This is a genomic window from Lewinellaceae bacterium, assembly GCA_020636105.1.
GTDB lineage: Bacteria > Bacteroidota > Bacteroidia > Chitinophagales > Saprospiraceae > BCD1.
Genome location: JACJYL010000001.1, coordinates 4,397,976 through 4,419,946 on the forward strand (window position 1 = coordinate 4,397,976; position 21,971 = coordinate 4,419,946).

23 protein-coding genes are annotated in these 21,971 nt (G+C 40.7%); 1 reads left to right on the forward strand and 22 read right to left on the reverse strand.

The window, feature by feature from the left end:
• Positions 1-390: 390 nt before the first annotated feature.
• A complete protein-coding gene (locus H6571_16460; GenBank protein ID MCB9325333.1) occupies positions 391-1,485 on the forward strand; it encodes an acyl-CoA desaturase in 1,095 nt (364 codons plus the stop codon).
• 85 nt (positions 1,486-1,570) lie between these two features.
• Here the strand turns inward: H6571_16460 and H6571_16465 are convergent, their stop codons facing one another.
• The 22 genes from H6571_16465 to H6571_16570 all read right to left on the reverse strand — a co-directional run bounded on the left by H6571_16465 (position 1,571) and on the right by H6571_16570 (position 21,911).
• On the reverse strand, positions 1,571-2,005 hold the full coding sequence (locus tag H6571_16465) for a DUF1330 domain-containing protein (protein ID MCB9325334.1): 435 nt from the start codon (positions 2,003-2,005) through the stop codon (positions 1,571-1,573).
• A 95-nt stretch (positions 2,006-2,100) separates the two neighbouring features.
• Entirely contained in the window at positions 2,101-2,946 is an 846-nt protein-coding gene (locus H6571_16470) for a cupin-like domain-containing protein (protein MCB9325335.1), read from the reverse strand.
• Between the two features lie 264 nt (positions 2,947-3,210).
• Complete coding sequence (locus H6571_16475; GenBank protein ID MCB9325336.1) at positions 3,211-3,792, reverse strand: DUF1211 domain-containing protein; 582 nt, start codon at positions 3,790-3,792, stop codon at positions 3,211-3,213.
• A 228-nt stretch (positions 3,793-4,020) separates the two neighbouring features.
• Complete coding sequence (locus tag H6571_16480) at positions 4,021-4,197, reverse strand: GNAT family N-acetyltransferase (protein ID MCB9325337.1); 177 nt, start codon at positions 4,195-4,197, stop codon at positions 4,021-4,023.
• The gene (locus tag H6571_16485; GenBank protein ID MCB9325338.1) at positions 4,194-4,496 is read right to left on the reverse strand and encodes a hypothetical protein; all 303 of its coding nucleotides are present in this window, start codon (positions 4,494-4,496) and stop codon (positions 4,194-4,196) included. Before H6571_16485 ends, H6571_16480 begins: the two co-directional genes overlap by 4 nt.
• A gap of 207 nt (positions 4,497-4,703) precedes the next feature.
• Complete coding sequence (locus H6571_16490) at positions 4,704-6,428, reverse strand: serine hydrolase (GenBank protein MCB9325339.1); 1,725 nt, start codon at positions 6,426-6,428, stop codon at positions 4,704-4,706.
• A gap of 230 nt (positions 6,429-6,658) precedes the next feature.
• On the reverse strand, positions 6,659-7,837 hold the full coding sequence (locus H6571_16495) for an MFS transporter (GenBank protein MCB9325340.1): 1,179 nt from the start codon (positions 7,835-7,837) through the stop codon (positions 6,659-6,661).
• A 96-nt stretch (positions 7,838-7,933) separates the two neighbouring features.
• The gene (locus H6571_16500) at positions 7,934-9,214 is read right to left on the reverse strand and encodes a hypothetical protein (GenBank protein MCB9325341.1); all 1,281 of its coding nucleotides are present in this window, start codon (positions 9,212-9,214) and stop codon (positions 7,934-7,936) included.
• A gap of 100 nt (positions 9,215-9,314) precedes the next feature.
• Positions 9,315-10,034: an outer membrane lipoprotein-sorting protein gene (locus tag H6571_16505; protein MCB9325342.1), complete on the reverse strand. Its 720-nt coding sequence runs from the start codon at positions 10,032-10,034 to the stop codon at positions 9,315-9,317.
• 338 nt (positions 10,035-10,372) lie between these two features.
• Complete coding sequence (gene arr / locus H6571_16510) at positions 10,373-10,822, reverse strand: NAD(+)--rifampin ADP-ribosyltransferase (protein ID MCB9325343.1); 450 nt, start codon at positions 10,820-10,822, stop codon at positions 10,373-10,375.
• 65 nt (positions 10,823-10,887) lie between these two features.
• Positions 10,888-11,253, reverse strand: coding sequence for a DUF2200 domain-containing protein (locus H6571_16515; GenBank protein ID MCB9325344.1), 366 nt, complete (start codon positions 11,251-11,253; stop codon positions 10,888-10,890).
• 434 nt (positions 11,254-11,687) lie between these two features.
• Positions 11,688-13,481, reverse strand: coding sequence for an aminopeptidase P family protein (locus H6571_16520; protein ID MCB9325345.1), 1,794 nt, complete (start codon positions 13,479-13,481; stop codon positions 11,688-11,690).
• A 251-nt stretch (positions 13,482-13,732) separates the two neighbouring features.
• Positions 13,733-14,041 carry a DUF1330 domain-containing protein gene (locus H6571_16525; GenBank protein MCB9325346.1) on the reverse strand — a complete coding sequence of 103 codons (309 nt, stop codon included), beginning with the start codon at positions 14,039-14,041 and terminating at the stop codon, positions 13,733-13,735.
• Positions 14,042-14,043: 2 nt separating this feature from the next.
• Complete coding sequence (locus H6571_16530; protein MCB9325347.1) at positions 14,044-14,373, reverse strand: hypothetical protein; 330 nt, start codon at positions 14,371-14,373, stop codon at positions 14,044-14,046.
• A gap of 4 nt (positions 14,374-14,377) precedes the next feature.
• Positions 14,378-14,890 (reverse strand): SRPBCC family protein, encoded by a 513-nt coding sequence (locus tag H6571_16535; protein ID MCB9325348.1) that lies wholly within the window; start codon positions 14,888-14,890, stop codon positions 14,378-14,380.
• A gap of 2 nt (positions 14,891-14,892) precedes the next feature.
• Positions 14,893-15,480, reverse strand: a complete 588-nt coding sequence (locus H6571_16540) for a TetR/AcrR family transcriptional regulator (GenBank protein MCB9325349.1) — start codon at positions 15,478-15,480, stop codon at positions 14,893-14,895.
• Positions 15,481-15,951: 471 nt separating this feature from the next.
• Complete coding sequence (locus tag H6571_16545; GenBank protein ID MCB9325350.1) at positions 15,952-16,620, reverse strand: FMN-binding negative transcriptional regulator; 669 nt, start codon at positions 16,618-16,620, stop codon at positions 15,952-15,954.
• A 172-nt stretch (positions 16,621-16,792) separates the two neighbouring features.
• Positions 16,793-17,797, reverse strand: coding sequence for an alpha/beta hydrolase (locus H6571_16550; GenBank protein ID MCB9325351.1), 1,005 nt, complete (start codon positions 17,795-17,797; stop codon positions 16,793-16,795).
• Positions 17,798-18,058: 261 nt separating this feature from the next.
• A complete protein-coding gene (locus H6571_16555) occupies positions 18,059-18,757 on the reverse strand; it encodes a hypothetical protein (protein ID MCB9325352.1) in 699 nt (232 codons plus the stop codon).
• A gap of 151 nt (positions 18,758-18,908) precedes the next feature.
• Entirely contained in the window at positions 18,909-19,088 is a 180-nt protein-coding gene (locus H6571_16560; protein MCB9325353.1) for a hypothetical protein, read from the reverse strand.
• A gap of 692 nt (positions 19,089-19,780) precedes the next feature.
• Positions 19,781-21,244 (reverse strand): hypothetical protein, encoded by a 1,464-nt coding sequence (locus H6571_16565; GenBank protein ID MCB9325354.1) that lies wholly within the window; start codon positions 21,242-21,244, stop codon positions 19,781-19,783.
• A gap of 70 nt (positions 21,245-21,314) precedes the next feature.
• Positions 21,315-21,911, reverse strand: coding sequence for a nuclear transport factor 2 family protein (locus H6571_16570; protein ID MCB9325355.1), 597 nt, complete (start codon positions 21,909-21,911; stop codon positions 21,315-21,317).
• Between the last annotated feature and the right edge of the window lie 60 nt (positions 21,912-21,971).

Genomic DNA, 21,971 nt, shown 5'->3' on the forward strand with positions numbered 1-21,971 from the left:
TAATGGATGTTTGCCGCGCTGTGATTAAGGCCTTTATTTAGTCCCAAACCGTTACATGATCAGACGCATTGGTCATATCTGTTGCCGAACCCCCAAAAGGGGCGTCCGGTCCATAACCCTCACAATCTGGAGCACCTGGAGATATGGTATGAGCAGAATTGCTGGAAGTAAACCTAGAGGAAAGTATTGAAGGCGACAACTAATTTCTATCCTGCGGTACTTTGACTTCTCCAACGGTAGTTTTAAAAGACAATTACCATTGGATAAACCGTTGGGGCAACCGTTGGATCTTTCTTTTCCGGTATTATTTTTTATCCCTTGACGAAAATCATTGTTTATTTCATGTATTATCCAATAAATTAAAGGTGAACCATTCATCTAAGTGTTATTATGGATACCGTTAAATTCATCAGGAGAAATAGTTATGAACAAGAGTTTGCGCATGAAGTAAGAAAAAGGGTACGCGCTTATTTCAAAGATAACCACATTCCCATCTATGGCAACTTCAGCCTGTACCTTAAGACGATTGTTATGTTGGGCATCTACCTGGTGCCTTTTATCATGGTGCTCATTATTCCAATGTCACCATGGGGAGCATTAGTGCTCGCCGTTATCATGGGCATCGGAGAAGCTGGCGTGGGCATGTCGGTAATGCATGATGGTGTTCATGGGGCGTATGCTTCAAAAACCTGGGCCAACAAATTTGCTTCGGCCACTATGCTGCTTCTGGGGAGCAGTGTTTTCAACTGGAAAATCCAGCACAACGTCAATCATCACACTTATACCAATATATTCGAGTATGATCCGGATATTTCCAACGTTAAGATCATTCGTTTATGCGAACACAGTCCCCTGAAAAAGTATCATCGTTATCAGCAATTTTACGCCTTTCCGCTTTACGGACTCATGACCTTTGCCAAATTGTTCGGAGAAATTGGTCAATTGCTGGAATACAACAGGCAGGGCATTACGCGTAAACACCATTTGAATCCGACCTGGCAACTGATCAAACTTATTTTGATTAAAATCATTTACGCAGGGATCATCATTGGGCTGCCTTTAATCTTTACCCCCTTCTCTTTTTGGCAAATACTGATTGGCTTCGTCGCCCTCCATTTTACGGCGGGTATGATCATGAGTACGGTATTTCAAATGGCCCATGTCGTGGAAGGTACCGATCAGCCCCTTCCTAATGAAGATCATAAGATCAAAAATGATTGGGTGGTCCACCAGCTGCATACCACCTCGGATTTTGGTAGAAAAAACGGACTCCTCAGTTGGTATATCGGTGGGCTGGATTTCCAGATTGAGCATCATTTATTTCAAAATATTTCTCATGTCCATTATCCTGAAATCGCCCCTATCATCAAAAATACAGCTGAAGAATATGGATTCCCTTACAACCTGAAGCCTACTGTTTTTCACGCCCTGGCCTCTCACTTTCGGAGACTCAAGGAGCTGGGAAGAGCCAGGGTAATACAATAGCACATTTGACCTTATTCGTGATAAGAGGATGAGATTGCCCGACAAATTTCAAGCCCATTCAAAAAAAGGATCAGGCACCCCGGGATCACCTGGTGGTAATGGATTCGGTTTGTATAGGCAGCAACCTGGAATCTTCCAGCGCCGCTGTCCGGTGTCCGGCCCCCTTTAAATATGCCTCATGGGTAGCAAAGGTCAGGAAATCGGAAGCACTTTTATGCCGGACCAATAATACCATGTCCCATTTTTCATGTTCCGGGCCTATCAGAAACCCCTCGGATTTCCCCTGAAAAATAATTTCGCTCCCGGCCTCTTCTAAAAACGGCAAGGTGTGATCCATATACAATCGATAGGCCTCCTTTCCGGAAATTTCTCCCGCAGGAGCCAATGTTTCGACGGTCGAATAGTCCGCCGTTTTCCGAAACTTCAAAAGATTCAACATCACAATGGGGCCTTTGATATTGCTCGTAAAAAACGCTTTACCCGCTTCCTGGGTGACTTCGAGGTAAGTCTTTTCTGTCATGGTCTGTTTTGGATCAAAGTTAAAGCAACACAGGCATCCGTCCAAAATAAAACTGACATAGGAACTAAAAAAATGGCCATCATTTGAAAATCTTCTCAAAGCCTGGACCGCGCTATTTTAACCTTTAACCGGAGCCACCTTTTTCTAAAGAGTGCATTTAAGGATTTATCAACGGTTATTTGCCCGATCCGTAGGATGGCTGTGGAAATGGATTTTACCGGGTTGAGGTTCCATTTTCGGAAAGCCACCGACATACTGGCATCCGTGTATTTTAGCTGATGCCAGTACCCCGAGGGGATATACAAGGTGTCGCCGTGTTCCAGGGTTACCCTGTATCCTTTCACTTTTTTTAGCTGTGGGTTTTCCTCATAATTCACCTCGAATAAATTGATCAGGGATATGCTGTTCAACGGCAGACGGCACAAGAGTTTCGACTGGCTATTTTCAATCAAAATAACCTCCTTTCTTCCGAAAAACTGCGTCAAAAGCCCATCGTCAAAAAGGAAATCAAAATGCAAAGGAACAATGGTGCCCTTCCCCCCAAGGAATAACAATTTTGGCAGCTGGAGTTTGCAGGTAAAAAAAGCAGGTGTCGAAAAATGAGTCTGGAGATCCTTATCCTTGTTCAACACTTTGCTGACAAACATCCTGAGGTTTGAGGATTCATTGCCATGAATCAGGTTAAGCATTTCCTTCATCAAAACCGTCCTGTTTCCACGAAGAAAAGAGGTTCCGTTTTCTTTTGTTTTGTCAAATACCCGAACGGGATATCGGCCTAATTTTTCCGTTAAATATTCAAGGCTCCATAATTTTTCGGCTTCCGTACAGTGTAAAAGCCCTTTAATGATCACTGGTTTATTTTGCCTGATATAATTTTCTTCAAAATAGACTTTATTCAGGCTTTCGGCTTCAATAGTCTGGATTGGAGTGGTCAGGTCCATTTTTTTGTGTTTTTAGGCTACATATCATTCCAAAACTGAAATTGCAGGCGAAGGATTTAACCCTGTCGGCTGGTTTTAAAGAAACGAAAAAATGGGTCTGGTCAATATATTGAGCCTGAAAATCCCTCCAAAAAAAAAACTTCATACGCATAAAAAAGGTTGAATGTCTTTGTTTTTTTTGCTGTGAACCACCGACAAGCATCATGTATTCATCGAAGTCTCAGGTGAATGATTCTTCACAAAACCTAAACTGCCTTTCAATAATTATTCATTTTGATTGATGATTTTTTCGATCCTTTTATCGGGAATGAGCCACATCAATGCCACCAAAATATATATGGCCCCGGAAATCCAGGCATTGACCCAACAGGAGGCAATGGCCAAAAGGTACAAAATGGGAGACGCCTTGCCTTTGAGGTCTTTCCCGACGGCTTTCGCCAAAATGCCGTTCTCTCCCTCGTTCTTAATGATCCGAAGTTGTAAAATGAAATAGGCAAAGGCCGCCATCAGAAGGATGATCCCGTAAAAAGCCATGGGCATGGGACTGAAATTGTTTTCTCCTATCCAGCCTGTAGCAAAAGGAACCAGGGAAAGCCAGAAAAGTAGATGCAGGTTCGCCCATAGAATATCACCGGTCACCCGCTTCACCGTATGCATCATGTGGTGATGGTTGTTCCAGTAAATCCCCAGGTAAACGAAACTTAACACATAACTTAAAAAAATGGGGATTAATTTTTTCAGGTCTGAAAATTCATGTCCATGGGGCACTTTTATTTCCAGTACCATAATGGTGATCACAATGGCGAGTACGCCGTCGCTGAATGCTTCAAGTCGTCCTTTGTTCATATTTTAAAATTTGGAACATAAGTACCGTGTAATGAAAGTTTATTTATATCGTTTGAATGTTCTATTTCGATACTTTTTTGTCACGCTGATTATCGCTGAAATATGTGGGAAAAATCCTTTTATTCTGCGCTTTGCCCCGACCATTGGTACGGGGTGTTCCATCTACGGAATACCGACCATAGGTACGGTATGTCACTTTGTTCCATCTGCGCGATAAAATTTATTTTTTCAGGCGTAATGCTCATTCCCGGTAATAAGCGAATATACCGCTAAATCCGAAAATTTTTCGTCAAAATAGATTCGTTCCACAAAATGCGCTTCCTTTTTGAAACCAATTTTTTCCATCAAAAAAATGGCTCCCCTGTTGTCCGGAGAAACTTTGGCCTCAATGGAATGGAGGTTCATTTATGCCAAAAGGTAAAAATGAGAAAAACAATAACACCAAATATTCCGACCAGCGAAATAAGAAACAAATAATCGGCAATTTGCTCAAGCCGGTCTTCTTTATTTTTATCCTCTGTACGAATAGAGGAAAATGATAAAAAAGAAGAAACCGTTAAGAGTAATGCCACTATTGAAGTGAATTCATCCATTAACGTATTCTCTGTCTTGTCTGCCAAATGAAGCGAAGTAATGATAAAGAGGCAAAAACCTAGCAGGTTCGCAGAAGTGCTTAAAATGTGCTGGGATGTTTTATTGGCCATTGGATTTTTCCAAAATTAGTGATTTATATGCCTGCAATACTTGATTCTTTTGTGTTTGTTTCCTGGAGATTTAATAAAAATAAATTGACCTGTTTGCCTCCGCTCCACCCCCTTTCTCTAAAGAGGAGTCATCCCCCCCAGTAGGCCAATTTATTTTTAAAGTGTTTCTCCAATGGAAAATCCGGTAGATTCATCTATCCTAAAGCCCTAATCAATCCTTGGAGCTTCAAAATCTCCTCCCTGGTGCAGGGTAAGACTGACCACTTTGCCGCTTTCGTCTTTATTGAAAGTGATCTGGGCGTCGACGATCTTGCTGTAAAACCTTACGGTTGATGCCGGGAAAAGCTCACTTTTTGACTGTCCTGTAGGTAAAATAAACAATCGCTCTCCCTCCCTGGAAATGTCCAGGATGAAACCCGGTTGCAATTCATATTTCCCGACATAACTTTCCAAAAGGTCAGCAGGCAGTTTGATCTGAGGCCTGAGTTCATTTTCGTCCAGACCCAGTTTTACCAGCATTTCAATGGCGTTGTTATTGTTGGGATTCAATTCAATGGATTTCTTATAATTTTGGATGGCCTTATCGTTTTCGTCATTATTCATATAACCTTCCGCCAGGCTGTCATAAACATTGGCAGAGGAAGGAAACAATTCTGTGTTTAGCTTAAAAACAGCCATGGCGGTTTCAGTATCTTTTGCATTAAGAAATTGATACCCAAGACTGTTGATCCCCGATTCGTCGGCTTCGTATTCATCTTGATTTTCTTTCAAAAACTGTTTTGACAGCGCAATAGCCGTTTCCGTATCATTTTCCTTCAGCCATGTGGCCAGTTTTCGGGAAAAAGGGATTTTGGGCAACTCATAAGATTTGCCGGCAAGGATATTCACGATAGCATTATTGATATCCTGACTCGCCACGGCATCGCCGTTATTAGTCAGCCAGATGTAACCATTATTGCGTGCAAGGTCTCTTCTGATATAAGTCCTGTATCCGTTCATCCCTCCGGAATGGGAAACCACTTTACCGGTTTCATGTTCACTGATGCCCCACCCGAATCCATAATCGGATTTCTCTCCGCTGTTCAAAACGGTCGGAGTGAACGCCTCTTCCAACGTGGCTTTGGAGACCAGTTTTTTGGTATAAAGGGCCTGGTCCCAAAGGTGCAGATCATCCAGGGTGGAATACATTCCCCCCGCCCCTGTGGTCAGTATTTCATAATCATCGAGGCCCCCGTTACTGCTATACCCTTTGGCCCTGTTTTTGACCGCTGGCTTTGATTCATCAAAAACGAGGGTGTTTTTCATGCCCAGCGGGTCGAATATATTTTTTTTCATAAAAAGGTGGAAAGGTTGTCCTGAGGCCTTCTCTACAATCATGGACAATAACACATACCCTCCGTTGCTGTAGGAATACTTTTCTCCCGGGGTAAAATCCAGGGCTTCCTGTTTGACGAGCAGTTCCAGTACATCAGAGTTCTTCAGATCTTTTTTATAGGCATTTAATCTATAATGATCCGGCACTCCGGAAGTGTGGGTCAGCAAATGCCGTATAGTCACCTCATCGGCATAGTCCGGGAATTCCGGAAAAAATTTAGACAATTTATCGTCATAGGAAAGTTTGTTCCTTTCCTTAAGGATCATCACGGCCATGGCCGTAAATTGCTTGGAAACTGAAGCCAGGTAAAAGGACGATTCCGGGATAAGCGGTTCCTTCGTTTCAAGATCTGCATAACCCAATGCCTTTCTGTAGATGACTTTTCCGTTTTCGGTAACGAGGATGGTGCCATTGAACATGCCATTATCGTTGCAATAGGTCATCAGTCGGTCCAACTGGTCCGGCTTTGAAATTTTTTCGGAGCTTGTCTTAGTCTGTGAAAAAACAGGAGCAATGAACAGTACCATTGCCATAGTCAAGGTGAGTAAGGACTTCATTTTATTGAATTTTATTGGATGTTGGTTAGATTATTTTTTTTTTGGAGGTAAACAATTGCAAGCCAAAATACGATAAAAAGGTAAAAAGTCATAATATCGCCCGATTGCGAATCGGAGATCAGGGGATTCACGAAAATATTATTATTTCATTTTGCGAATGTGTCTTTGAACTTCTCTTTCTACTTGATCAAAACCGGGCATCAGTACTGTATCCTTTCAAAACGCGATGGCTAGTTCAGTTTAGTGGTTGGCTTTGGAATGGTCAGGAAGTAAACCAATACCAATAAGGTGGCACTTGCCGTAGTGATAAAGGCAATTTTTGCCCCCAGCCAAAACCAAATAAATCCTGTTAGCGAACTGGCGATCATAGCACAAATGCTTTGCAATCCGGAAAATGTACCTATACCCGTGGCAATGTCTTTAGGGTCAGTGATATTTGAAATCCACGCTTTTGAAATTCCTTCTGTCGCCGAAGCATAAACCCCATAAACAAAAAACAACCCCAAAAATACATAAAGGTGGGTGTTAAACGACATACCAAAATATACCGTAGCAAATAAAGCGAGCCCGAAGATAAAAATGGCCTTCAGCCCGACTTTATCGGCCAGAATACCGATAGGAAAGGCAAACAAAGCATAAATAAGATTATAGAAAATATAAAGGCCTACCACCATAGTGTCGTCGAGTCCGGACTGCTTCGCCTGAAGTAAAAGAAAAACATCCGAACTATTGAACAGCGTAAAAATCAAAAGTCCGAATACCAGTTTCCTGTATGCTGGCGGGCTTTTTTTCCAATATTTTAAGAAGGAAAAAAAAGGCGTTTTTACTTTTGGTTTATGGCTGTTTATCTTTTTATCCTTGAGGAAAAAAGTGGATAACACGGCCAGTAATCCAGGGATAAATGCTATAAAAAAAAGCGACTTATAGTCTTCCGGAAAATAATATAAATAAATTAATGCCAGGGAGGGTCCGATAACGGCTCCTAAAGTGTCCATGGATCGGTGAAATCCAAAAACTTTTCCCTTGGTCTTTGGGGTGGCTTCGTCTGAAAGGATGGCATCTCTCGCGCCGGTCCGGATCCCTTTGCCGAACCGGTCAATGGTTCGTGCGAAAAATATCCAAAGCGGATAGATAAACAGGGCCATCATTGGTTTGGAAATAGCGCTGAAAGCATAACCAATGCGGACAAAAGGAACCCGTTTGCCGGAAACATCAGAAAGTTTGCCAAAATACCCTTTGCTTAGTCCTGCTGTGGCTTCGGCGAGCCCTTCAAGAATGCCAATCAGCAGAACGGAAAAACCTATTTGCTTTAAATAAATGGGCATTATTGGATACAGCATTTCGCTCGCTGTATCGGTAAACAAACTTACGAATGACAAAACCCAAACGGCTCTGGTAATATGTTTCATATTTCTCTTTGTTTTTAGGTTATCATAGAGTATCGTTCAGTTTGCCGCCCAAAAAGACACGAGGCTTATTTGAATCCAATATTATACTCATAATAACTACCCACCCGTCAAAACCCTCTCGGCTTCCTTGTATTTTTGATAGTCTTCGGTCATTTCGAGATAAATGGTAACTTGTTTGAGTGCCCTGATAATGGTCAGATCACTGGGACTGATCCGGTAGGCCTTTTCAAGGTAGGGAAGAGCATTCTTAAAATGTTGATTTACTTCTGCTTCGTATTTTTTCGCTTTTTCAAAATCATCCGTTTCCATCGCCTTTTTGGAAACCTCTGCTGCCCGGTTCACATATAATGCTCCCAGGTTAAAAAACGCAACGACATTCCTGTCATCAATGGTTATGGCCTTTTTATAAACGGAGATTGCTTTTTCCTGGTCCACCTTTTCCAGCAACCGGGCATAAGCCACCTGTTTGATATAGTTCTGCGGATCCTCTTTCACCGCCTTGTCGAATTTTTCCAGTGCCTGCTTCAGTTTATCCGGAGAGTTTAACAATATATCCAGTTCAAATGCCGAGAGGTCGGCTTTGGCGGTTTCGTATTGCTCGCTCAGTGCCGCCCAGTATTCCGCAGTATAATCCGCCTGCCTTAATCTGCTGTGCTCTTTTTCCAGCACCTCCATCCCCTCGCGAAGGATCTCCAGTACCTGGTCAGCAGCATTATCCTGGTAACTCGCCAGTAATGCCAGCCGGTAATAAACATACGCGATCAACTGATCCGGTTGATCGGGAGGAAAATTAGAAAAGATCTCCTTTGCTTTGATAAAATCGGCCCTGGCACCCAATGTATCGGATTGAGCAAGGCGGGCTTGTGCACGAAGATCATAAACAAGATAATTCTCCTCATCAAGCATATTTTGGCTGATGGTTGCAGCAGCATCAAAATAGGGCATTGCATCATTATACAGACCTGAATTCATGTACTGTAATCCCAATTGTAATAAGGAATTGAAAAGTGATTTTAACTGGTCAACCGCCTGTGGCCCATACGTCCCGCTCCCCATATCTTTCTCTATGGCCAAAACAAAACAGTTGTAGGCCTCCAGAAATGCACCTGCGTACTTTTGTAAGGTTTGGGTATCCTTTTCCCGATTAGCTGTCTGGACTATCCCCATTAAGGAAAGGCCAAGGTGATACCAGCCTTTTGCAATATTCTTCTCCTTCAGCATGCTTTCGTACTCCAGGCCGGCACGAAGAGATTGTTCGGCCTGGAAAAAATCACCTTGCTGGTAGGCCACTACCCCGGTAGTAATTTTGGAATCATTCTGGGCAATAGCGGTTCCCGACAGGAAAAACAGGGCCAATGTCATGGTTAAAGCTCTCATAGTCATTTAATTTTGTGCAAATTAAATATTTTTCCCGGAGAACATAACTTTAATTTAATGAGGAAAACGAACTGATGGAGTGTAGTATCTAATGCCGGGTTTATTTTTTAGGAAAATCAAAGAAACTGTCTTCCATATTTACGTTGACTTCTATTTTTTTAATGGTGATCTTCTGCACGGATTGCCCCCCGACCTTAGTTTCCAGGAAAAAAGGCATCATCAATCCTTCCACTTCCTGGTAGTCACTGAAGTAGATCTCCGTCATCTGACCCTGTGCTTGTCCGGAGGTGATCAGCGACTGAATCATGACCGGAATGAAATACTCCTTGTCGAAGAAATAGGTTTCCTCACTGCCGTCCTTTTTAGTCAACCTGACCTTGAAGGTCTCTGTACCCTCCACCAATTCTTCACCGAGCAACTCCACCTTGCTTTCCTTTTCTCTGTAATTGATAAACGGGTTCTCAAACTCCTGCTTTTTCATATCCTCTGCCATCTCATCCGGCATGGGTTGGGCCTCCGGGCCGGAGGCAAAAGGGTTGATCCACCAGGCGGTTTCCCCATCATAGGACTGTATGATCTTCTGTCCCTGCACATCTACCTCCACGCGCTGTTTGTTCGGGAATTTCGCAAAGATGATCCCTTGAAATTCCATGCCGCCCATAGACATTGTTGCCTCCGTACGGGTCGATTTCAGGTTGTGCCAGTTTTCGAGTCCGCCTGTATTTTCAAAATAGTTGTTCAGGATGTCATCTACACTCTGGGCCGAAAGGGAAAAGGCAGCCACCAAGGCTACCATAACGATATAAAGTTTATTGAGCATTATCAAATTTTTGTTTGTTTGTTTTTGAAAAAATATAATTAACGAAAGTTTATTTATATAGTTAGAATGGTGCTATTCCGATACTTTTTTGTCACGCTGATTTCGCAGATTATCGCTGAAATATTTAGGAAAAATCCTTTTATTCTGCGTTTTGCCCCGACCATTGGTACGGGGTGTTCCATCTACGGAATACCGACCAGAGGTACGGTATATCAAGTTGTTCCATCTGAGTGAAAAATTTGTGTTTGGGGACTTATTGAAAAATAAAAAAACATTTGTTACACGGTAGTAAAACCTGCCTCTTTTCAGTGAGTCCCTTTTGATTTTTTTCTCATATTCTATTTGTCATTTAAAGAATTAATCCCTTGAGCATTAAGTTTTGCTAACCCGTCTTTCATTGCCTTAACTTGCTCCAGCGGATGCCCTTGCCAAATGGTAACTTCTCCGACTACTTTAAATGGATGTGTTGAACGATAAGATTTTGTTGGATTACCCGGGAATTTTCTATCTGTTAAATCAGGGTCGTCTTCAATGGCACCTGTTGGTTCAACTAAATAGATTCTTTCTCGTTCTGCTCCAAAGGCAAGTTCAGCACCCCAGATTGCAGCATCTAATGTTGCTGTCAGGAAAATGTATTTGGCATTTTTTCTTTGTCCAAAGTTTGAGTTAAAACCCACTTCGATTAAGTCTCCAACCTTTAAGTCTGCCTTTGTTCCGTGGAAGTAGGTTTGAGCAAAAGGGCTTTGACCAGATTTATTCGATTTGTCTCCGATTTTGTTTTTCTCCATGGCGATTATTTTGATGTAAATCTCTTTTCCTGCTGATTTGGGGCTTGCCTGACCCCCAAACTACCCTACGAACTGCGTAATATCTTTTCCAATTTCCTGCCCCTGGCTAACTCATCCACCAACTTATCCAAATACCGAACCTGCCGTGTCAAAGGATTCTCAATTTCCTCTATACGATACCCACAGATCACTCCGGTGATAAGTGGCGCATTGGGATTAAGAGAAGCCTGTTCGAAGAATGTTTCAAAAGTCACTTTTTCATTTATGAGTTCCTGCATTTTTTTATGGTTAAAACCTGTTAACCACTCTATGACCTGATGTAATTCTTCTTTTGTTCTGCCCTTCTTTTCCACTTTTGCGAGATACAGTGGATAGACTGAAGCAAATGTCATTTTTGCAATACGCTGATGGTGTGTATCAGAATTATTCATTGTGTATGATGTTTTTTGTCTTACAATAAGGGAACCATTATCATTAGGGGAAGGAAAATAAAAAATCCACTTTATACATACTACACGGGTACGCCGGCCCCAAATACAAAACGGCTATTAGGGTCAGGACCGCTTTTTTTTAAATTCAGATTTCAACCTTTAGTCCAAACGCAATTTTGATCATGCTGATTGTGTTGTTCGTTTAGCAGTGTGCCTGGTCATAAAATAACTCACAATAATAACTGACTTCCATTAATACTTTCATTTTTTATGTTTTACAAATGAGTTTTTATAATGGCTCTGTAAGCTTCCCAAAAATGCAAAAAATTGACTTAAGGCAAAATTCGGGAACCTGTACCGCACACGAAGTGGCATTATGTCTCCTATTTTCTTGCTGACCGCTATATTGGTTAGAACCTAATCTCGTGAACTACTTAAATAGCTTTGCACTTTTTCTCGAGCCATGCTCTTTCCTGGTCATCAAGCTCGGGACTTATGCTTTTAAAAACCTTTTGGTGGTAGTGGTTGAGCCACTTTTTTTCCTGCTGATCTAACAGCTCTATTTTTATCAATGTTGTATCGATAGGAAACAAAGTCACTGTTTCAAAGCCGAGGAATTTGCCGTATTCGTTTTCTTCGGCCTCAATACATACCACGAGGTTCTCAATACGGATTCCATATTCCCCTGTTTTATAAAAACCCGGTTCGTTGGAAGTCAGCATGCCCGGTTGTATCGGGTTTTGGCCCCTGCTCGTTTTCGGATTAGGGGTAATGCCCTGGGGAGGTTCATGCACATTCAAAAAGAATCCTACACCATGTCCGGTTCCGTGACCATAATTCAGCCCGGCTTGCCACAGGAACATCCTGGCCAGCGTATCGAGTTGCACGCCGGTGGTGCCCGCCGGGAATTTGGTATTGGCCAGGGCGATATGTCCTTTTAATACAAGGGTGTAATTGATCTTTTGTTCTTCACTGGCCTCGCCCATAACCGTGGTTCTGGTGATATCCGTAGTCCCATCCAAGTACTGCCCACCTGAATCCAGCAATAACATGCCCTGCTGTCCTATCTGTGCACATTTATCCTCTTCCGGGCTGTAATGTATGATGGCTCCATTAGCCTTGTAGCCTACAATGGCGCCGAAGCTTTCGCCAAAATAACCCTCTTGCAGGGACCTGAAACCAGCGAGTTTTTTTGCTGCGGCCGCTTCTCCTACGGTATCGCCTGCTGCCAGGGTCGCTTCCAGCCACCGGTAAAAACGGAGGAGTGCGACGCCATCCTTTTTCATTGCATTGCGAATGTGGCCAATTTCCGTTTCATTTTTTATGGCTTTAAGATTACAAACAATGTTCGAGCCTTGAACGGGCACTCCAGCAGGAATTGCCTCAAACAAACGGGCATTAAGCGTAGAGGAATCCACGAGCAGTTTTGTCCCGGAAGGGAGTGCTTTTAAATAATCTTCGACCGCATCGTATGCTTTCAAATAAATGCCTTGCTTTTCCATTTTCTGTTCGAGGGCGGACGGAATTTTTGAGGCATCCACAAACCAGCAGGTCCGGTCTTTTTCAATCACCAGGTAGGAGATGCATACGGGATTATAAGCTATATCTGAAGAACGGATATTCAGTATCCATGCTATGTCGTCCAGGGTGCTCACCAGGTAGGAATTGGCCCCTGTTGGGTTCATTTTTTTTCTGACGACCGACAGTTTTTCCTCCCGGCTTTTACCGGCAAAACGGGTGTCGTGCTCAAAAACTTCTTTTTGGGGCAAGGGAGGCCGGTTTGCCCAGATCTGTGCAACGATATCTACCCTGTAGTGGAGTCCTATATTCTTTTGGCCCAGTTCTTTTTCAATACCTCTCAATTCATCATGGGAAAAGAGATAGCCATCGCAACCCACCGTGCTTCCTTCAGGGAGCTGGTCTATCAACCATGGGATGTGTTCCGGGGCATAAGGAACCGTTTGTTTATGCAGCACCACCTCACTTGGGCGAAGCTCTTCTTCTGCCTGTAAAAAGTAGCGGGAATCGGTCCAAAGTCCCGCATGGTCCCGAGTGACGACCAAGATACCGGAAGAGCCGGTAAAGCCGGAAAGCCAGACCCTTGCTTTCCAGTGGTCTGCCACGTATTCACTTTGATGAGGATCGCTGGTGGGAATCAGGTAGGCATCAAGATTCAGGTCGCGCATGTTTGTGCGCAGTAGAGCAATGCGGTCATTAACGGTTTGCATATTATTCCTTTTTTGCATTTTATTACTGAAAGTCTTTGGTTTACCAAGGTACAAAAAGCTGCAGAAGAGGAATGGACTTATGCCAATATTTTTACAGGGAGCACACCTGGGCCTACGGTTAGTATAAGCGCAGTATCGAATTAAATGCACTTACTTTTCGGATAACAAGATACTTAATTAAATACAAAAACGATTTGAGTACGTACCCAAACCGCTATTGCTTTTATACCTTCTTAGCTGCTGACTTACTTTCACAAAGTTTCGCAAATCATTAAATCTACTTCTTGTTTGTAGGCTTTTATACGTAATTCGTTCAGGGAATTAAATTCTTCGCTTGCCATCATTTCTTTTATGGATTGTGCTGAAGGAAATTCAAACACAGCAATTGCTTTTATACCACCTTTTCCCATCACTTGCTCGCTTGTTTTCCAACGTTGCATTCCAGTTCCACCAAACTGTGTAAAGATACCAATGATTTGAGAAATATAGGATTGAAAACTTACCATATCCTCTGTATTAGGTATAGCGTTAACGATTAGAAAAGTTTTATTTTTTTCCATCTTTATTTATTTAAGTTTTTCTTCACTTCCAATAATTTAACTTCTTCTATTGGCAAAACTGTATTTTCTGTAACTCTGATCCCTGTTTCTGAATGATATTTATACCCTCCAAGAATTGAAGCCCAAGTTTTTGTGAATTTCTTACGACCCATCATTCCGTTCATCATTCCAAACATCCTACTTTTCATAGAGTAGTCTAACGTAGAGGTGAGAATAGTTTTATTGCCTTTCGCAGTTAGTCTAAAATCACCACCCATTGTCTGAATACCTTGTACTTTATAAATTGAATTTACTGTGTAAAATCCAATTAAAACCATCACTATTTTATTCATTTTTCTAGTTTATTATTTTTACAATTGATGTGTCTAATTTTGTTTTTTCATTCACAATAGTTCCAGTTTCGATATACAGTTTGTGTCCGGCCATAATTCCGTCTAATAATTTGGCATTCATATTTTTCATCATTAGACTGTTCATGACATCGAAAAAGCCGTTTTTCATTGAATAAGCCATAGTGCTGGATAATGTGGTTTTATCTCCATTTTGTCTGATAGCCAAGTCTAAAGCCATTGTGTCAATTCCCGGCATTTTTTTAAGTTCAGCGACTTCAATTTTGATGTTTTTACCTTCATTCCATTCGGTTACTTTTTCTTCGGCAGTTGCTCCCATCATTGTAAAATCACAATGTCGCGTTGCACCAACTCCTTCTTTTTGCGTAGAAGTAATGAATGATTTACTTACCGCGGGATGTCCGTGACAAATATTGCCAAAGTCTGCTAATGCTTTCCAAACTTTGTCCTTTGATTGATTGATTTCAATCTCTCGTTTGATTGTTGTTAATTTTCCCATTTTTATTTAGTTGTTTTTAAATTGTTGAATAATAGTTTCATTGTGTTGATGCCTTGTTCATTGTCTTTTGAACTTTTAGCTCTTGTAAGAGAACCGTAAAACGTAGAATGTAAGAGCTCTGTAATTTGTCTAGCGTTCCATTCTGAATTCAATTCATTATTTTGTTGCGCTTCCATTACAGTAGGTTCTATTGCATCTATAAATTCATCAAATGCTTGAGTAGAAGCTAATCCAACCTTTTCATTGGCAGCCCCTAATTCAGACATAATGTTGTTAATGAAACAACCCATAAAATTCACTTTTGGCTGTACATCAAGCATATTGACATAAAATTGAAGAAGGCGTTCGTAAGCAGTTTGTGTATTATTTGATTGAAGTTGTGCCTTAATTCGGTTCACATTGTTTTTTGCATATAACAAAATGGCTTCAATTAAAAACTGTTCTTTGCTTTTAAATGCATTATAAAATGCTCCTTTAGTCATTCCTGTAACTTTGCATATTTCGTCAACACCAAGACTGTTATATCCTTTGTTACAAAACATTCCAAGTCCTGTTTTCAATACCTTTTCTTTGTCGTGCTTTACATTCATTTAGTCACTTTGATTATTTGATGTCGTAAAGGTAATCAAACAGAACGGTCTGTACAAATAAAATTGCAATTATTTCATTTTGGTTGGTTTTGCTTTAAATTTCTGAAGGTTTAGGGGCTATTGAGGTCTGCTATGCTTGCAGCTAACGGTTCGATCGGATGCGGCGTATTCTGTGTTGCGCCTGCGGCAGAGTATTATCGTTATCCACGTTAACCTTTCTGAATGAATGGATTGAATTGGGAGTAATTTCTACGTTACGGATAGTTTTCCAGTAGAATTATAGCCCTTTATTAAAGAAAGAGATAGCTTCAACTGGTGTAAAGAGCGGTTGTTGAGATGGTTAACGAACCGCCACGTACGAGACCCGTACGTACGGTGGTGTGAGACCTGTCTGCCGAAAGGTAGAGGCGCACCGTGGGCTTTATGGCTCACGGCCGTCTACTCGATTAGCGTTTCGTTATTTTTCGTTTCTCAAGAGTCAAATTTTGAACCGTCCCATTCAATACCTTCGGGAAATAGTTCAGATTGTCTTATTCGCATTTCTGAGGCAATCAATGCACTTTGTCCACCTTGTTCTTCAAGTTTGGAAATAATATTCAGATAACTTTTTTCATCTCTGTTTTGGCTGAGCTTGAAAACATTTTCAATATTGTCTGCCTTAATTTCGAAACCTACAATGGCGGGCATCATTTTATTCAAGAAATTATCGGGAAGGTTATCATAGAATGTCAATGATTTTGTATTGCCTTTTTCAAACTTTAAAGTTAGTTTTCTCATAAAGTCTACGAGTTCTTCATCAGACATAAATTTGACTTCCCCTGCTACGTGAACACTCATATAATTCCATGTAGAACCAATTTGGGGATTACTATACCAAGAGGCACTTACATAACAACTTGGACCAGTAAATAAGAGCAGTCCATTTGGATTTTCAACAAAAGCCTTATGATGCTCGGTTTTCCTCATAATGTGTCCTTGCAAAAATACTTCTCCATTCCTCTCTTCGAGTAAAACGGGTATCTGGGTTGCCACCTGTTTACCTGACAAAAAACTACCAGTCATAAAAGCAAATGGATTTTGCTCTATGAATTCCAAAATTATTTGTTTGTTCTTTTCTTTGAAATATGAAAAATTATACATAATTCTATTGGTCTATCCTTTGGTTTTGGTCTTCATTACTAATGACCGATAACGTATTGAGGCTAAAAGCTGTCGGGCATTTCGAAGCACCTCACTGTCAACCTGCGACAAAGTTTATTTGGTGCAATACCCTTCAAATTAGTATTTGCCGCCCGCTTGATTTTTGCCTGTGTTAGCGGTTTTTTTCTTTCACGATTTCAATGATGGTTTGATTAAATCTTTCAGCCTCTTCATCCGGTACTTCATGTCCTGATTTTTCAAACCAAATGAATTTCTTTTCAGGAGCTGTCATTTTGTTCATATGGTTTTCTGCCACTACACTGGGTAAGTTCCAGTCATGACGCCCACCAATGAAATAAACAGGTAACTTTAATTCTGTGATATGTGAAATATCCGTTGTGAAAGCAACGCCATCCATTCGAGCCGAGGTGTAGTTAAAAGCTTCAAACCAGTCATAGTCTTTGTAGTCCTCATACATAGTTTCCGCTTTCTCAATCTCTTTCGCAATAGCTGAATCGTAAACGGTTCCTCCATATTTTACAACAAGTTCGTACTTGCTCATAAAACAATCCAAAATGGTAGCACAAACAGTGCTGTCCTTTTTTTCAATTAAATCCAACTGCCTTAATGCTGTTGTATCATTCTTTTGTTGGGCTTGCTCTTTCAACCATTGCATGGAAACGTCCCAGCTTTCTGGTACACTTATCACCTGAGAGACACCAATATAGGCGTAATAATCATCAGGGTATTTTTCGGCTAATTTCATTCCAATAACACTACCATAAGAAAAACCCACAAGAAATATTTTTTCTTTATTGAATTTCTTTTTTAGATACTGCGTCAACTCATGTGCATCATTGACCAAACTTTCAGGACTTAGGTTTTTCGGATTGGGATTATGCATATAAGATTGACCACATCCTGCCTGATCCCAGGAAACTAAAATCATTTCGTCAGTCAAATCAGCGTTAAAATACCTCAGATGCGGTGTCTGAGGCCAGCCTGGTCCGCCATGCAGAAATAGCAGAACAGGTAAATCGTCAGACGCACCCGTCATTTCCACAAATTGTTTTTCGCCACCTAATTCAATGAATACTTTTTCTTGGACACTTTCTTTCACCTGGTTTTGGCAACCAATTATTAGAATACCTAAAATTATGATTATTGCTTTATTCATATGTTAATCTTCTTTTTTTAAATTGCCGCTAACTCAGCTATCCCCACCTACTCTCCAAATATACAGGAAAAAACCATAAATCAAAAATCATCAAAATCAATCCCAGACTGATTTCTTCAAACGACTGTAAAACAGCTTGTTAAAGTAGTTTCACCCACTCATGGAATCTCCCCTCGGAAAGGCCCCAAAAGCGAACCACTTACAACCGCCTCATCGTTTCATTTTCTATTTTCTTGCGGCTAATTTTTTTTGAATAGCAATCTAACAGATTAACAACAACCTTTTCTGCCCGTTTTTTTCCTTTGGTGCACGATGAATACAAGGAGGGACTTTACTTTCAGGATGCTCAATAGCCAATCTCCATAATTGGCCCAGCCCTAAGCTTATCGGCTGTGCCTTGGGTTTGGCAAGATAGTGTAGGTCAAAAAACTGTTCACTTAAAAATGACTCAAAATCTTCGGCTGCTCCACGATATATTTTTTTAAGTTCATCACGTATTTCGGGAACAAGCACTTTTTGTATGGCTTGTGAATTGGGCAATATTTCACTTGACTCGCCATAATAAGTGCATAAAAAGGTATCGACGGGTATAGTAGAGCGATCTGCATGAAAAGAATAAACATCGGTTGGGAAAAACGGGTAGCTATCATCTCTTTCATAGGACTCAATCAGATTAAGTATTGGAGAGGCGCCAAGAGCTTTCAGGATCTTTAAATCCTTTAAAAGAATTTCACGGGCAAGCTGCCCCTGTTCACTCAAATGAAGTTCAAGAAGTTCTTCTGGATGAAGTTCGGCTATATTTTCGTTTAGCTCTATCTGATTAACCATCTCGGAAAAATCACCTGTGAGCTTGCGAGTCCAGCAAATCGCATTCATTTTTCCATGAAAAGGCGTGGAAACAAGGTCCTGAAAATTAGTGACGTATTTAATTTGATGCTCAGCATGGGATAAATTTATCATAAGGGGCAGTATAAGGCTTAATCTAAATTATTTGAAAAAGTAGTAAGAGAAATTGACTTCCAAGTGCTCAAAAAAAGCGTGTATGAACTTATAAATCGTATATTTTATCGGCTTGTTAATCCTATTATCAAGGTTGATATAATTTTATTTATTATTCTTTGCCATCTGTATTGCCTGATAACTTTGTCAGCCCAACGCCCAACAGCATTGAGGCTATAATGAATATGTATGCATAATCTTTAATAAAAGTCATTTCAGTAAATTCATTTATTGCTACTAAGATGATTGAGACAATAATGATGCCAATGGCAGGTATAAAATAATTTTTCATGATTGTACTATTTATTCTTTTGTGAAATTACTGCCAACAGCGGTCTGGGCAAAAAACCACCTCCTTCTTTAAATGCCCTTAAAAATACCCTACAAAGTCCACACATACAACCTCCTGGAATTTATTCTAAAAATATAATTACTCCACTTTACGGATTTGTCGTTAGTATTTTTGATTGATATAAATACCAATTCCAGCACCAACAGCGATTCCCAGACTAATTACCGTGTAACAAAAGTTTAATTATATTTTTTGAATAAAGAAATTTTACAGATTTCTCCTGGAAATTTAATTTTTGTAAAGCTATCCATCGCCCTGTGCTTTATCCTGCCTGACGCCGCAGAAAATTATAATAGGTGCAGCGCACCGAAAAAATTGTTGTAAAAAGATTCTAAAATCTATCTAAGGTGCAGCGCACCGCAACATTCTTTCGATGTTCGAAGATTTAGGTTGCGGTGCGCTGCACCTAATTTTAATTCGGCGGTTCATTATTTAATTTCAGTAAGCACTGGGCAATCGAAATTTTATTTAAAGCGATTATTTTTGTTACACGATATTCAGCCTTACTTTTAATCAAATTGGCCTTCACGGCTTCGATGATATTGGTGCGATCGTAATAGCTAAAGACATAGGTGATAGGCCTGCCGTAAAACCTTAGACAACTGCATTATTAATTTCCAGACTTTTGCTGCCTATTGGATTTTTGAAATACCGTATATCCGGAATGGTTCGTTATTAAAGTCACCATATAACACGGATTTAGTTACTAAATCCAGGTTGATTTTCACACCTAGCCGGTTATTGTCAGACAAGTAAATCATCCCGGCATCTCTGGCTGTTTCCGTGTATCTAAATTTGACATCGCCATTGGGTTCTGTTTCTACCCAGCCGTTGCCATCCATTTTCCTGAAATAGCCTGCCACATTGCCGGAGTTATCACTAAACGTTACCGCTGAAACAGATGATCCTTTCGGGGTAGTAACGGGAGAGGTATTATTCGTATTTGAATTATCTACCTCGCCAGGTAATTCGTTTTTGGTAGTGGAAGGTCTTTTGTAATTGTTTACAAATTCCTGGGCTTGTTCATTAGTCAATTTACCATCTGCAAGGTCCTTTAATTCTTGAGGGACTTCCTCCAAACTGGAAAAACTATATGAATAGTAACTAGGTTCCACAAAATCTTTGGCTTTTTGATAATCAAATTGTTGATTTAGCATTTCCACTTTTCCGGTCTCGTAGAGGACAACATATCTTAAAACAACATAAGTGATTTTTCCTGGAGTAAAGTCCTTCGTTTTTGAGAAGGTCCTACTAATTGTATTGTCCCCGCTGGTATTATTTGATATGGATTGAGATTGAGTACTTGAGTTACTTTTGTTAAACGAAAGGGTGGTTGTAGAACTTATTCCAGCCAACGGATTATCGTAGCCAATTGATTGCGATATCCCAAAATCCCAGGCGGAGGTGGAAGAACGATCCGTCGTATTTGTCAGAGAATATCCCTTTGTTTCGGATACGGTAAAATCATCTGTTTCTGAGGTAGCAGCACTATCATTTATCAAGTCAAATGCTGTCGCTGTAAATTTATACTTTCTTTCGGTAGTTGATTTGACCTCAGCTATCCGAGGCGCAACTTCTCTAATATTATCTGCTGTTCTCGAGACCCATTTGCCTGCGATTGGTTCTTGACTAATGGTGTTAAATGTAGATACAAAAGGAACATTATCCATTTGGACCCCTGGTGCAATAGTGCGCTCTACACTTAACTTTTCAAGCCCCAAAGAGCGACCCGATTCACCTTGTAATTGAACCTCTGTAACTATTCCGATATCTTCACTTCCACTAAAGAAGAGCTCATATGTATCCTCCTGCCCATATTCAAAATCATTATACCCGTCGGTATCTAATAATCTCTTCTTTGTCCACTTATCCTCCTGCGTGCGGGTACCTTTGAATTGAATGTATATCGAAGCATCAGAACCGTTATCGCCCGTTAGGGTAGTGACTTTGTAGATAATCTGACCATTTAAACTACAGGGCGTAAAACATAGTGCTACTATTCCCAGGATCAAAAGTTTTGACAATGTAGGTGCCAAACCGGATTGGTTAATCATCGAATTAATTTGGTGATAAAACACCTTTACAGTCGTTTTCATAATAATTGAGTTTTATTGAAATGAATTATATTGAATGCTAAATAGATTTGAATACTCGAAGGATACCTCATTATTCAGCAGCAGCCTTACTTTTAATCAAATTGGCTTTCACTGTTTCAATGATACCCGTTCGGTCGTAATAGCTAAAGACCCGGGTGATTTTCTTATCATCGTCAAAGGTGAAGACCCAATGCATCCTGACGCTGGTCGGCTGACCTTTATATACCATGAGGTTGTCAAAATAAGCCAGTACCGCGGTGCCCACGACATTGTAATATTTCAGCGGTTTATTGACCTGGAGTGGGATAAGGTTGATATTGGTTATTTCCATTTTTTCAACGCCTGAGGTTGATTGCCATTTTTTCCACCATGCTACAGTTTCCGCTTTGCCGGTGATCTTGGTACGGCTTTCTATTGTACCGTCTGGCCAGTATTGCACAGCGTCATCTGTAAAATTTTCATACATGACGTCAAAATCGAATCTGCAGGCCGCTTCGAAGAATTTGTTAACGATGTCTGCATATTCAGGGGAGGCGGAGACCACATCAGGTATTTCGGCAGGAGCTGTCGGATTGGTTGATGTATTCGTTTCTCCGCAGCTTTGAAGTAAAAAGAGAACTCCCAGGAAAAAGGGCGTAAGGATAAGTTTGTTGATTAGAATTTTCATAATTAATTGTTTTTTTGAATTAATAAATACTTTTCTGTTTTTATTTGAAAAGCTGTAATT

Excerpts from the sequence above, each read along its gene's own strand:
- H6571_16555 (MCB9325352.1), bottom strand. The coding sequence starts at position 18,757 with ATGATAAATTTATCCCATGCTGAGCATCAAATTAAATACGTCACTAAT.
- H6571_16570 (MCB9325355.1), bottom strand. The coding sequence starts at position 21,911 with ATGAAAATTCTAATCAACAAACTTATCCTTACGCCCTTTTTCCTGGGA.
- H6571_16565 (MCB9325354.1), bottom strand. The coding sequence starts at position 21,244 with ATGAAAACGACTGTAAAGGTGTTTTATCACCAAATTAATTCGATGATT.
- H6571_16470 (MCB9325335.1), bottom strand. The coding sequence starts at position 2,946 with ATGGACCTGACCACTCCAATCCAGACTATTGAAGCCGAAAGCCTGAAT.
- H6571_16515 (MCB9325344.1), bottom strand. The coding sequence starts at position 11,253 with ATGAATAATTCTGATACACACCATCAGCGTATTGCAAAAATGACATTT.
- H6571_16490 (MCB9325339.1), bottom strand. The coding sequence starts at position 6,428 with ATGAAGTCCTTACTCACCTTGACTATGGCAATGGTACTGTTCATTGCT.
- H6571_16535 (MCB9325348.1), bottom strand. The coding sequence starts at position 14,890 with ATGGGAAAATTAACAACAATCAAACGAGAGATTGAAATCAATCAATCA.
- H6571_16475 (MCB9325336.1), bottom strand. The coding sequence starts at position 3,792 with ATGAACAAAGGACGACTTGAAGCATTCAGCGACGGCGTACTCGCCATT.
- arr (MCB9325343.1), bottom strand. The coding sequence starts at position 10,822 with ATGGAGAAAAACAAAATCGGAGACAAATCGAATAAATCTGGTCAAAGC.
- H6571_16520 (MCB9325345.1), bottom strand. The coding sequence starts at position 13,481 with ATGCAAACCGTTAATGACCGCATTGCTCTACTGCGCACAAACATGCGC.
- H6571_16500 (MCB9325341.1), bottom strand. The coding sequence starts at position 9,214 with ATGAGAGCTTTAACCATGACATTGGCCCTGTTTTTCCTGTCGGGAACC.
- H6571_16480 (MCB9325337.1), bottom strand. The coding sequence starts at position 4,197 with ATGAACCTCCATTCCATTGAGGCCAAAGTTTCTCCGGACAACAGGGGA.
- H6571_16550 (MCB9325351.1), bottom strand. The coding sequence starts at position 17,797 with ATGAATAAAGCAATAATCATAATTTTAGGTATTCTAATAATTGGTTGC.
- H6571_16545 (MCB9325350.1), bottom strand. The coding sequence starts at position 16,620 with ATGTATAATTTTTCATATTTCAAAGAAAAGAACAAACAAATAATTTTG.
- H6571_16505 (MCB9325342.1), bottom strand. The coding sequence starts at position 10,034 with ATGCTCAATAAACTTTATATCGTTATGGTAGCCTTGGTGGCTGCCTTT.
- H6571_16465 (MCB9325334.1), bottom strand. The coding sequence starts at position 2,005 with ATGACAGAAAAGACTTACCTCGAAGTCACCCAGGAAGCGGGTAAAGCG.
- H6571_16560 (MCB9325353.1), bottom strand. The coding sequence starts at position 19,088 with ATGAAAAATTATTTTATACCTGCCATTGGCATCATTATTGTCTCAATC.
- H6571_16530 (MCB9325347.1), bottom strand. The coding sequence starts at position 14,373 with ATGAATAAAATAGTGATGGTTTTAATTGGATTTTACACAGTAAATTCA.
- H6571_16495 (MCB9325340.1), bottom strand. The coding sequence starts at position 7,837 with ATGAAACATATTACCAGAGCCGTTTGGGTTTTGTCATTCGTAAGTTTG.
- H6571_16540 (MCB9325349.1), bottom strand. The coding sequence starts at position 15,480 with ATGAATGTAAAGCACGACAAAGAAAAGGTATTGAAAACAGGACTTGGA.
- H6571_16485 (MCB9325338.1), bottom strand. The coding sequence starts at position 4,496 with ATGGCCAATAAAACATCCCAGCACATTTTAAGCACTTCTGCGAACCTG.
- H6571_16460 (MCB9325333.1), top strand. The coding sequence starts at position 391 with ATGGATACCGTTAAATTCATCAGGAGAAATAGTTATGAACAAGAGTTT.
- H6571_16525 (MCB9325346.1), bottom strand. The coding sequence starts at position 14,041 with ATGGAAAAAAATAAAACTTTTCTAATCGTTAACGCTATACCTAATACA.